We start from the raw sequence: 10,361 nt of genomic DNA on the forward strand, positions 1-10,361 counted from the left end.
GCCTTCGCCACACGCGAAGGCGGCCTTCAGGCCTGGTAGTACAACACGTAGTAAGCTGACCGCATGGAACAGGTCCCGGTCCGCGTGCTGAATCAGGACACAGCGGGTGTGCTTGCGCGGGTCGAGGGCGGTGAGACCATCGAGATCACCAGCCGCGGCAAGCCGATCGCCCGCATCGTGCCCGTCTACGATGGCGAGCTCGCCGACCTCGTGGCCGCGGGGCGCGTCACCCCGGCCACCATCAAAGGGCCGATTCCGATGCCGATGATCAAGGCGCCGCCGGGCGCCGACGCCGGCGAGCTGATCAGGCAGCTCCGTGACGAGGAGCGCTATTGATCTATCTCGACTCGAATGCGCTGGTAAAGCTGATCCGCGAAGAGGACGAGACACCCCAGCTGATCACGTGGCTCGGCATGCAGCCCGATGGTGAGTTTGTGTCATCGGCCTTGGTCGAGGTTGAAGTGCCGCGCGCCCTGCGGCGCAACCAACCGGAAGCCCTGGCCGGTGTCGCGGCAACGCTCAGACAGGTGTCCCGCGTGGAAATAGACGCACCGATCCGGGCCACCGCCGCCGCGTACATGGATCCACTTCTTCGTTCACTCGATGCCATCCACCTGGCGACCGCGGACCATCTCGTGGCCTCCGGAAAACATATAACTGCATTCGTCACCTATGACAAACGCCTGGCCGAAGCGGCTTCGGCGGCGGGATTGACCGTGGTTGCGCCTGGGACATAAGGGCGCTTTCTTCGAAATTGTTGAGCGGGCGGAAATGCCCTCTCGGCGGCGCGGCGCACCGGATGCCGGTGGCGGCTCGGCACTCGGTCCGGCGGTCAAGGGGACCCGCTTTGACCCCGTGCACCGAGGCCAGGTATCTTTGACGCTTGTGCCCGACCGACGTCGGGTCGCCTGGTGTGCCTGTCACGCCGACCGTTCCTCCGCAAACCCCGTGGGAACCAAGATTCGGTCCCCCGCGGCCGCCGTGAGCAGGGCGACACGCCCGACCTCGGGTTACGGCGGGGCCAGGGGGAATACAAGACCAACAGCGAAACGTTGAGAAGAAAGCCGGTCTATGCCCACGATCCAGCAGCTGGTCCGCAAGGGCCGCCAGGACAAGATCGCCAAGCAGAAGACTGCGGCTCTGAAGGGGAGCCCGCAGCGGCGCGGCGTGTGCACCCGCGTGTACACCACGACCCCCAAGAAGCCGAACTCCGCGCTGCGCAAGGTCGCCCGCGTGAAGCTGACCAGCGGCATCGAGGTCACGGCCTATATCCCGGGGGAGGGCCACAACCTGCAGGAGCACTCGATGGTGCTGGTCCGCGGCGGCCGGGTGAAGGACCTGCCCGGCGTGCGCTACAAGATCATCCGTGGCTCGCTGGACACCCAGGGCGTGAAGAACCGCAAGCAAGCCAGGAGCCGCTACGGCGCGAAGAAGGAGAAGAGCTGATGCCACGCAAGGGACCGGCCCCCAAGCGGCCGCTGATCTCCGACCCGGTGTACAGCTCCCCGCTGGTCACGCAGCTGATCAACAAGGTGCTGCTGAACGGCAAGCGTTCGGTCGCCGAGCGGATCGTCTACGGCGCGCTCGAGGGCGCGAGGGAGAAGACCGGCACCGACCCCGTCGTCACGCTCAAGCGGGCGCTGGACAACGTCAAGCCGACCATCGAGGTGAAGAGCCGCCGGGTCGGTGGCGCGACGTACCAGGTGCCGATCGAGGTGAAGGCGGGCCGCAGCACCACGCTGGCACTGCGCTGGCTGGTCAACTTCTCGCGGCAGCGCCGGGAGAAGACCATGGTCGAGCGGCTGATGAACGAGCTGCTCGACGCGAGCAACGGCCTCGGGGCGAGCGTGAAGCGCCGCGAGGACACCCACAAGATGGCGGAGTCCAACAAGGCCTTCGCCCACTACCGCTGGTGAACGGGCCGGCCCACCGGCCGGCCACGACGCTTTTGTGAGACAGGGGAACAGACCCGTGGCACGTGACGTGCTGAACGACCTGGCCAAGGTCCGCAACATCGGGATCATGGCCCACATCGACGCGGGCAAGACCACGACGACCGAGCGGATCCTGTTCTACACCGGGATCAACTACAAGATCGGCGAGGTGCACGAAGGCGCCGCGACGATGGACTGGATGGAGCAGGAGCAGGAGCGCGGCATCACGATCACGTCCGCCGCGACGACCTGCTTCTGGGATGGCCACCAGATCAACATCATCGACACGCCCGGCCACGTCGACTTCACCGTCGAGGTGGAGCGCTCGCTGCGGGTCCTCGACGGAGCCGTGGCGGTGTTCGACGGCAAGGAGGGCGTCGAGCCGCAGTCCGAGACGGTCTGGCGGCAGGCCTCCAAGTACGGCGTGCCCCGGATCTGCTTCGTCAACAAGATGGACAAGCTCGGCGCCGACTTCTACTTCACCGTGCGCACCATCACCGAGCGGCTCGGCGTCCGGCCGCTGCCCATCCAGCTGCCGATCGGCGAGGAGAGCGCCTTCGAGGGCGTCGTCGACCTCGTCGAGATGCGCGCGCTGACCTGGCACGGCGAGGTCCGCAAGGGCGAGGACTACACGGTCGAGGAGATCCCGGCCGAGCTGCTGGACAAGGCGCAGGAGTACCGCGAGAAGCTCGTCGAGGCGGTCGCCGAGGCCGACGACGAGCTGATGGAGCTCTACGTCTCCGGCGAGGAGCTGACCGTCGAGCAGATCAAGGCCGGCATCCGCAAGCTCACCATCGCCGGTGAGGCCTACCCGGTGCTGTGCGGCTCGGCGTTCAAGAACAAGGGCGTGCAGCCGATGCTGGACGCGGTCATCGACTACCTGCCGTCCCCGCAGGACGTGCCGGCCGTCGAGGGCCTGCTGCCCGACGGCGTCACCACGGCCACCCGCCGGCCGAGCACCGACGAGCCGTTCTCCGCGCTGGCCTACAAGATCGCCGCGCACCCGTTCTTCGGCAAGCTGACCTACGTCCGGGTGTACTCCGGCAAGGTCAACCCCGGCGCCCAGGTGATCAACTCCACCAAGGAGCGCAAGGAGCGCATCGGGAAGCTGTTCCAGATGCACGCCAACAAGGAGAACCCGGTCGACGAGGCCAGGGCCGGCCACATCTACGCGATGATCGGCCTGAAGGAGACCACCACCGGCGACACGCTGTGCGATCCGCAGAACCCGATCGTGCTGGAGTCGATGACCTTCCCGGAGCCGGTGATCTCGGTCGCCATCGAGCCGAAGACCAAGGCCGACCAGGACAAGCTGTCCACCGCCATCCAGAAGCTGGCCGAGGAGGACCCGACGTTCCGGGTCAGCCTCAACGAGGACACCGGCCAGACGATCATCGAGGGCATGGGCGAGCTGCACCTCGACATCCTGGTCGACCGGATGCGGCGCGAGTTCAAGGTCGAGGCCAACATCGGCAAGCCGCAGGTGTCCTACCGCGAGACGATCCGCAGGACCGTCGAGAAGTTCGAGTACGTCCACAAGAAGCAGACGGGCGGCTCTGGCCAGTACGCGAAGGTCATCATCAAGCTGGAGCCGCTGCCCAGCCTGGACGGCGCGCTGTACGAGTTCGAGAACAAGGTCACCGGCGGCCGCGTGCCCAAGGAGTACATCCCGTCGGTGGACGCCGGTTGCCAGGACGCCATGCAGTACGGCGTGCTGGCCGGCTACCCGTTGGTCGGGATCAAGGTGACGCTGCTCGACGGCGCCTACCACGAGGTCGACTCCTCCGAGATGGCGTTCAAGATCGCCGGTTCGATGGCGCTCAAGGACGCCGCGCGGCAGTCGTCCCCGGTCCTGCTCGAGCCGATGATGGCGGTCGAGGTGACCACGCCCGAGGACTACATGGGTGATGTCATCGGCGATCTGAACTCCCGCCGTGGCCACATCCAGGCCATGGAGGAGCGCAGCGGCATCCGCGTCGTGCGGGCGCTCGTGCCGCTGTCGGAGATGTTCGGGTATGTCGGCGACCTGCGGTCGAGGACCCAGGGTAGGGCGAACTACTCGATGCAGTTCGACTCATACGCGGAGGTTCCGGCGAACGTCGCGAAGGAGATCATCGCGAAGGCGACGGGCGAGTAATAGCAGACCGGTGCGGAGCCGGGCGAGGCCTCCCTCTATGGTTCCGCACTACCGAACCTGACAACGCGGTCGGCCACGGCAGCGTAGAAGATCAAGTCCAGGAGGACGAAGAAAAGTGGCGAAGGCGAAGTTCGAGCGGACCAAGCCGCACGTCAACATCGGGACCATCGGTCACATCGACCACGGCAAGACGACGCTGACCGCGGCGATCACGAAGGTCCTGCATGACAAGCACCCCGAGCTGAACCCCTTCACGCCGTTCGACGAGATCGACAAGGCGCCGGAGGAGAAGGCGCGCGGCATCACCATCTCCATCGCGCACGTCGAGTACCAGACCGAGAAGCGGCACTACGCGCACGTGGACTGCCCCGGTCACGCCGACTACATCAAGAACATGATCACCGGTGCGGCGCAGATGGACGGCGCCATCCTCGTGGTCGCGGCGACCGACGGCCCGATGCCGCAGACCCGCGAGCACGTGCTGCTGGCCCGCCAGGTCGGCGTGCCGTACATCGTGGTGGCCCTGAACAAGGCCGACATGGTGGACGACGAGGAGATCCTCGAGCTGGTCGAGCTGGAGGTCCGGGAGCTGCTGTCCAGCCAGGAGTTCCCCGGCGACGACGTGCCGGTCGTGCGGGTGTCGGCGCTCAAGGCGCTCGAGGGCGACGCGGAGTGGGGCAACAAGTTGATGGAGCTGCTCGACGCGGTCGACGAGAACGTGCCGGAGCCGGTGCGTGAGGTCGACAAGCCGTTCCTCATGCCGATCGAGGACGTCTTCACCATCACCGGCCGCGGCACCGTGGTGACCGGCCGCGTGGAGCGGGGCGTCATCAAGGTCAACGAGGAGGTGGAGATCGTCGGCATTCGGGACAAGTCCCAGAAGACGGTCGTCACCGGCGTCGAGATGTTCCGCAAGCTCCTCGACCAGGGCCAGGCCGGCGACAACGTGGGCCTGCTGCTGCGGGGCATCAAGCGCGAGGAGGTGGAGCGCGGCCAGGTCGTCGTGAAGCCGGGCTCGACCACCCCGCACGTGGAGTTCGAGGCCAACGTCGTCATCCTGTCCAAGGACGAGGGTGGCCGGCACACGCCGTTCTTCAACAACTACCGTCCGCAGTTCTACTTCCGGACCACGGACGTGACCGGCGTCGTGACGCTGCCCGAGGGCACCGAGATGGTCATGCCCGGCGACACCACCGAGATGAAGGTCGACCTCATCCAGCCCATCGCCATGGAGGAGGGCCTGCGGTTCGCCATCCGCGAGGGTGGCCGCACCGTCGGCGCCGGCCGCGTCACCAAGATCATCAAGTAGGTACCCCCAGTTTGGGAGGCCGCACCTGCGTGTGGCATCCTTGACAGGTTGCTCGTCGTGGACGGTCATGCGATCGGCCATGCTCGAGCGGGCTCGCGGTACTCACACCACTGAGCCACTTATGACCACTCCCTAGAGGACAGAAGTCCAAGGGGCCGGTCTGTGCGTAGGGGCGCGACACACCCGACCGCGTGGACCGGAAAGCGGCACTCGAAGAAGGACGGCAAGCCACCATGGCGGGACAGAAGATCCGCATCCGGCTCAAGGCCTACGACCACGAGGCGATCGACGCGTCCGCGCGCAAGATCGTCGAGACCGTGACGCGCACCGGCGCTCGGGTCGTCGGGCCGGTGCCGCTGCCCACGGAGAAGAACGTCTACTGCGTCATCCGCTCGCCGCACAAGTACAAGGACTCGCGCGAGCACTTCGAGATGCGCACGCACAAGCGCCTGATCGACATCCTCGACCCGACGCCGAAGACGGTCGACGCGCTGATGCGCATCGACCTCCCGGCCAGCGTCGACGTCAACATCCAGTGAGGCCTGACTACTCATGTCTGACCGGCAGATGAAAGGGATCCTGGGCACCAAGCTCGGGATGACCCAGGTCTTCGACGAGAACAACCGGATCGTCCCGGTGACGGTCGTCAAGGCCGGCCCCAACGTGGTCACCCAGATCCGCACCCCGGACAACGACGGCTACGCCGCCGTGCAGCTGGCCTTCGGCGCGATCGATCCACGCAAGGTCAACAAGCCGAGGACCGGGCACTTCGCCAAGGCCAAGGTGACGCCCCGGCGCTACCTGGCCGAGCTGCGCACCACCGACGCCGGCGAGTACGAGGTCGGCCAGGAGATCAACGCCGACGTGTTCGAGGCCGGCGCCGTGATCGACGTGACCGGGACCAGCAAGGGCAAGGGCACCGCCGGCGTGATGAAGCGGCACGGCTTCCGCGGCCTCGGTGCCAGCCACGGCACCCAGCGCAAGCACCGCAGCCCCGGCTCGATCGGCGGCTGCGCCACGCCGGGCCGGGTGTTCAAGGGGCTGCGGATGGCCGGCCGGATGGGGCACGTGCGGGTCACCACGCAGAACCTGACCGTGCACCGGGTGGACGCCGACTCGGGCCTGATCCTGATCAAGGGCGCGGTGCCCGGTCCCAAGGGCGGCTTGGTCTTTCTCAAGACCGCCGCGAAGGGTGGTGCGACCGAATGACCAGCGTCGAGCTGAAGTCGCCGGAGGGCACGACCGAGGGCACCATCGAGCTGCCCGCCGAGATCTTCGACGCGCAGGCCAACATCGCGCTGATGCACCAGGTCGTCGTGGCGCAGCTGGCCGCGGCCCGGCAGGGCACGCACGACACCAAGACCCGCGGCGAGGTCCGCGGCGGCGGCAAGAAGCCGTACCGGCAGAAGGGCACCGGCCGCGCCCGGCAGGGCTCGACCCGTGCGCCGCAGTTCGCCGGCGGTGGCGTCGTGCACGGCCCCACGCCGCGCGACTACAGCCAGCGGACGCCCAAGAAGATGAAGGCCGCCGCGCTGCGCGGGGCGCTGTCCGACCGGGCCCGCGCCGGCCAGGTGCACGTGATCACCGGGCTGGTCGACGGCGACACCCCGTCCACCAAGACCGCCCGCAAGGCGCTCGAGGCGGTCAGCTCGGCCAAGCGCCTGCTGGTCGTGCTCAACCGCGACGAGGAGATCAACTGGCTTTCGGCCAGGAACCTGCCGAACGTGCACCTGATCGAGCCGGGCCAGCTCAACACCTACGACGTGCTGGTCAACGACGACGTGGTGTTCACAAAGGACGCGCTGGACGTGTTCCTCGCCGGCCCCAAGGGCGGGGCCACGGCCGTCGCCGTGGTGGCCGCCCCGGCCAAGAAAGCCGAGGGAACCGCCAAGGAGACCAAGGCTTCGGACGCCGAGGAAGCCAAGCCGGCCAAGGAAACCAAGGCAAAGGCCGAGTCCGGGGAAGCCAAGAAGGTCGAGGACGCCGAGACCGTCGACTTCGGACCGGGCAGCCACGCCCCGCTGGAGGACGGCTCGCAGCCCGAGGGCTTCCCGATCAAGGGCAACCTCAGCTCGAAGCTGTACCACGTGCCGGGTAGCTCGCACTACAACCGGACGACCGCCGAGGTGTGGTTCGCGTCCGAAGAGGACGCCGAGAACGCCGGCTTCCAGCTGCCGCCGTCGCAGCGGAAGGCGAAGGAGGAGAAGGAATGATCCCCGACCCTCGCGACGTGCTGCTCGCGCCGGTGATCTCCGAGAAGTCCTACGGGCTGCTCGAGGAGAACAAGTACACCTTCGTGGTCGCCCCGAACGCCAACAAGACCCAGATCAAGATCGCGGTCGAGCAGGTCTTCGGCGTGCGGGTGGTGAGCGTGAACACGCTGAACCGGCAGGGCAAGCGCAAGCGCACCCGCACCGGGTACGGCAAGCGCAAGGACACCAAGCGGGCAATCGTGACGCTGTCGCCCGAGAGCAAGCCGATCGAGATCTTCGGCGGACCGGCCGCGTAAGGGGAAGCAGGCAAAGTGATTACGCGGCAATCAGGGCGACCACCGAGCGCGGCTGTACTTAACGCGAAGCGCAAGGCCGCGAAGGAGAACTGAGCAGACAATGGGCATTCGCAAGTACAAGCCGACGACGCCGGGCCGGCGCGGCGCCAGCGTCTCCGACTTCGCCGAGATCACCCGGTCGCACCCGGAGAAGTCGCTGGTTCGCCCGCTGCACGGCAAGGGCGGCCGCAACGTGCACGGCAAGATCACCACGCGGCACAAGGGCGGCGGTCACAAGCGGGCCTACCGGATCATCGACTTCCGGCGGCACGACAAGGACGGCGTGCCGGCCAAGGTCGCGCACATCGAGTACGACCCGAACCGCACCGCCCGGATCGCGCTGCTGCACTACGCCGACGGCGAGAAGCGCTACATCATCGCGCCGGACAAGCTCAAGCAGGGCGACCGGATCGAGAACGGCCCGCGGGCCGACATCAAGCCGGGCAACAACCTGCCGCTGCGCAACATCCCGGTCGGCACGGTGATCCACGCGATCGAGCTGCGGCCCGGCGGCGGCGCCAAGATCGCCCGCTCGGCCGGGGCCAGCGTGCAGCTGGTCGCCAAGGAGGGCCCGTACGCGCAGCTGCGCATGCCGTCCGGCGAGATCCGTAACGTGGACGTGCGCTGCCGCGCCACGGTCGGCGAGGTCGGCAACGCCGAGCAGGCCAACATCAACTGGGGCAAGGCGGGCCGGATGCGGTGGAAGGGCCGGCGCCCGACCGTCCGCGGAGTGGCCATGAACCCGGTCGACCACCCGCACGGTGGCGGTGAGGGCAAGACCTCCGGTGGCCGGCACCCGGTCAACCCGAAGGGCAAGCCCGAGGGCCGCACCCGCCGCAAGGGCAAGCCGAGCGACCGCATGATCGTCCGCCGCCGGCGTACCGGCAAGAAGCGCTAGAGAGCAGGAGGGAGTTAAGACATGCCGCGTAGCTTGAAGAAGGGCCCGTTCGTCGACGACCACCTGCTCAAGAAGGTGGACGCGCTCAACGAGTCCGGCAAGAAGACCGTGATCAAGACCTGGTCCCGCCGGTCCACGATCATCCCGGACATGCTCGGCCACACCATCGCGGTGCACGACGGCCGCAAGCACGTTCCGGTCTACATCACCGAGTCCATGGTCGGGCACAAGCTGGGCGAGTTCGCCCCCACCCGCACCTTCCGTGGACACGTCAAGGACGACCGCAAGGCGCGCAGGCGCTGAGGCCGAGAGGAACGCAAGTGATCGCGCGGCAGTCAAGGCGAACACCGGGCGCGGCCGTACTTAACGTGAAGCGCAAAGCCGCGGACCAGGACAGAGGAGATAAGCGATGAGTGCCCCTAACGCAGCGGCGCAGCGGGAAGAGCTTCCGCGCGCCATTGCTCGGGCTCGCTATGTCCGAGCCACGCCGATGAAGGTGCGCCGGGTCGTCGACCTGATCCGAGGCCACAGTGCCGCCGAGGCCCTGGCGATCCTGCAGTTCGCGCCGCAGGCGGCGAGCGAGCCGGTGGCCAAGGTGCTCGCCAGCGCCATGGCCAACGCGGAGAACAACCTCGACCTCGACCCCGAGACGCTCTGGATCAGCAAGGCGTACGTGGACGAGGGTCCGACGCTCAAGCGGTTCCGGCCGCGCGCGCAGGGGCGTGCGTACCGGATCCGCAAGCGCACCAGCCACATCACCATCGAGGTCGAGTCGCTGATCGACACGAGGAAGAAGGCCGCCAAGCCCGGCCGCACTGCGAAGAGGGGTGCCCGCTAGTGGGTCAGAAGATCAACCCGCACGGCTTCCGGCTGGGGATCACCACCGACTGGAAGTCCCGCTGGTATGCCGACAAGCAGTACGCCGAGTACGTGGCCGAGGACGTCAAGATCCGCCGGCTGCTGGCCAAGGGCATGGAGCGGGCCGGCATCTCCAAGGTGGAGATCGAGCGCACCCGGGACCGGGTGCGGGTCGACATCCACACCGCGCGGCCCGGCATCGTGATCGGCCGGCGGGGCGCCGAGGCCGACCGGATCCGGGGCGAGCTGGAGAAGCTGACCAAGAAGCAGGTGCAGCTGAACATCCTCGAGGTGAAGAACCCCGAGGCGGACGCCCAGCTGGTGGCCCAGGTGACCGCCGAGCAGCTGTCCAACCGGGTCTCGTTCCGCCGCGCCATGCGCAAGGCCATCCAGTCGGCCATGCGCTCGCCGCAGGTCAAGGGCATCCGGGTGCAGTGCAGCGGCCGACTAGGCGGCGCCGAGATGTCCCGCTCCGAGCACTACCGCGAGGGCCGGGTGCCGCTGCACACGCTGCGCGCCGACATCGACTACGGCTTCTTCGAGGCCCGCACCACCTTCGGCCGGATCGGCGTGAAGGTGTGGATCTTCAAGGGCGACGTGGTCGGCGGCCGCCGCGAGCGGGATGCCGCCGCGCACGCCCAGGAGCAGCGCTCGCCGCGCCGCGAGCGCGGTGAGCG

The 10,361-nt window shown here is 67.7% G+C and carries 13 protein-coding genes and 1 pseudogene; all 14 read left to right on the top strand.

Translation table 11 applies throughout. The annotated features are described in order from the left end of the window. The first annotated feature begins 63 nt into the window (after positions 1–63). The gene (locus VGX25_RS03100; protein WP_326916030.1) at positions 64–336 is read left to right on the top strand and encodes a type II toxin-antitoxin system prevent-host-death family antitoxin; all 273 of its coding nucleotides are present in this window, start codon (positions 64–66) and stop codon (positions 334–336) included. Next, complete coding sequence (locus tag VGX25_RS03105) at positions 333–737, top strand: type II toxin-antitoxin system VapC family toxin (protein WP_326916031.1); 405 nt, start codon at positions 333–335, stop codon at positions 735–737. Before VGX25_RS03100 ends, VGX25_RS03105 begins: the two co-directional genes overlap by 4 nt. A gap of 334 nt (positions 738–1,071) precedes the next feature. Continuing rightward, positions 1,072–1,446, top strand: coding sequence for a 30S ribosomal protein S12 (gene rpsL, locus VGX25_RS03110; RefSeq protein WP_326916032.1), 375 nt, complete (start codon positions 1,072–1,074; stop codon positions 1,444–1,446). Next, a complete protein-coding gene (gene rpsG / locus VGX25_RS03115; protein ID WP_326916033.1) occupies positions 1,446–1,916 on the top strand; it encodes a 30S ribosomal protein S7 in 471 nt (156 codons plus the stop codon). Before rpsL ends, rpsG begins: the two co-directional genes overlap by 1 nt. A 55-nt stretch (positions 1,917–1,971) precedes the next feature. Continuing rightward, positions 1,972–4,071, top strand: a complete 2,100-nt coding sequence (gene fusA, locus VGX25_RS03120) for an elongation factor G (RefSeq protein ID WP_326916034.1) — start codon at positions 1,972–1,974, stop codon at positions 4,069–4,071. A gap of 115 nt (positions 4,072–4,186) precedes the next feature. Then, entirely contained in the window at positions 4,187–5,380 is a 1,194-nt protein-coding gene (gene tuf / locus VGX25_RS03125; protein WP_326916035.1) for an elongation factor Tu, read from the top strand. A 233-nt stretch (positions 5,381–5,613) separates the two neighbouring features. After that, the gene (gene rpsJ / locus VGX25_RS03130) at positions 5,614–5,919 is read left to right on the top strand and encodes a 30S ribosomal protein S10 (RefSeq protein WP_003938093.1); all 306 of its coding nucleotides are present in this window, start codon (positions 5,614–5,616) and stop codon (positions 5,917–5,919) included. A gap of 13 nt (positions 5,920–5,932) precedes the next feature. Continuing rightward, on the top strand, positions 5,933–6,589 hold the full coding sequence (gene rplC, locus VGX25_RS03135; protein WP_326916036.1) for a 50S ribosomal protein L3: 657 nt from the start codon (positions 5,933–5,935) through the stop codon (positions 6,587–6,589). Continuing rightward, a pseudogene (rplD, locus tag VGX25_RS03140) lies at positions 6,586–7,266 on the top strand (50S ribosomal protein L4); the annotation flags it as partial. The gene rplC and the pseudogene rplD, both read left to right, overlap by 4 nt. A 323-nt stretch (positions 7,267–7,589) precedes the next feature. Continuing rightward, complete coding sequence (gene rplW / locus VGX25_RS03145; RefSeq protein WP_326916037.1) at positions 7,590–7,889, top strand: 50S ribosomal protein L23; 300 nt, start codon at positions 7,590–7,592, stop codon at positions 7,887–7,889. A gap of 100 nt (positions 7,890–7,989) precedes the next feature. Next, complete coding sequence (rplB, locus tag VGX25_RS03150) at positions 7,990–8,826, top strand: 50S ribosomal protein L2 (protein ID WP_326916038.1); 837 nt, start codon at positions 7,990–7,992, stop codon at positions 8,824–8,826. 21 nt (positions 8,827–8,847) lie between these two features. Continuing rightward, positions 8,848–9,129 carry a 30S ribosomal protein S19 gene (gene rpsS, locus VGX25_RS03155; RefSeq protein ID WP_326916039.1) on the top strand — a complete coding sequence of 94 codons (282 nt, stop codon included), beginning with the start codon at positions 8,848–8,850 and terminating at the stop codon, positions 9,127–9,129. A 106-nt stretch (positions 9,130–9,235) separates the two neighbouring features. Beyond that, positions 9,236–9,664 carry a 50S ribosomal protein L22 gene (gene rplV, locus VGX25_RS03160; RefSeq protein WP_326916040.1) on the top strand — a complete coding sequence of 143 codons (429 nt, stop codon included), beginning with the start codon at positions 9,236–9,238 and terminating at the stop codon, positions 9,662–9,664. After that, positions 9,664–10,361, top strand: a 698-nt coding sequence (gene rpsC / locus VGX25_RS03165; RefSeq protein WP_326916041.1) for a 30S ribosomal protein S3, incomplete at its 3' end; no start/stop codon positions are given. The genes rplV and rpsC, both read left to right, overlap by 1 nt.

This window comes from Actinophytocola sp. (assembly GCF_035942955.1).
GTDB lineage: Bacteria > Actinomycetota > Actinomycetes > Mycobacteriales > Pseudonocardiaceae > DASYTH01.

Bases quoted from the DNA above. Each gene is read 5' to 3' on its own strand.
- VGX25_RS03100 (WP_326916030.1), top strand. From the start codon at position 64: ATGGAACAGGTCCCGGTCCGCGTGCTGAATCAGGACACAGCGGGTGTG.
- rpsL (WP_326916032.1), top strand. From the start codon at position 1,072: ATGCCCACGATCCAGCAGCTGGTCCGCAAGGGCCGCCAGGACAAGATC.
- rpsG (WP_326916033.1), top strand. From the start codon at position 1,446: ATGCCACGCAAGGGACCGGCCCCCAAGCGGCCGCTGATCTCCGACCCG.
- rpsJ (WP_003938093.1), top strand. From the start codon at position 5,614: ATGGCGGGACAGAAGATCCGCATCCGGCTCAAGGCCTACGACCACGAG.
- rplC (WP_326916036.1), top strand. From the start codon at position 5,933: ATGTCTGACCGGCAGATGAAAGGGATCCTGGGCACCAAGCTCGGGATG.
- rplW (WP_326916037.1), top strand. From the start codon at position 7,590: ATGATCCCCGACCCTCGCGACGTGCTGCTCGCGCCGGTGATCTCCGAG.
- rplB (WP_326916038.1), top strand. From the start codon at position 7,990: ATGGGCATTCGCAAGTACAAGCCGACGACGCCGGGCCGGCGCGGCGCC.
- rpsS (WP_326916039.1), top strand. From the start codon at position 8,848: ATGCCGCGTAGCTTGAAGAAGGGCCCGTTCGTCGACGACCACCTGCTC.
- rplV (WP_326916040.1), top strand. From the start codon at position 9,236: ATGAGTGCCCCTAACGCAGCGGCGCAGCGGGAAGAGCTTCCGCGCGCC.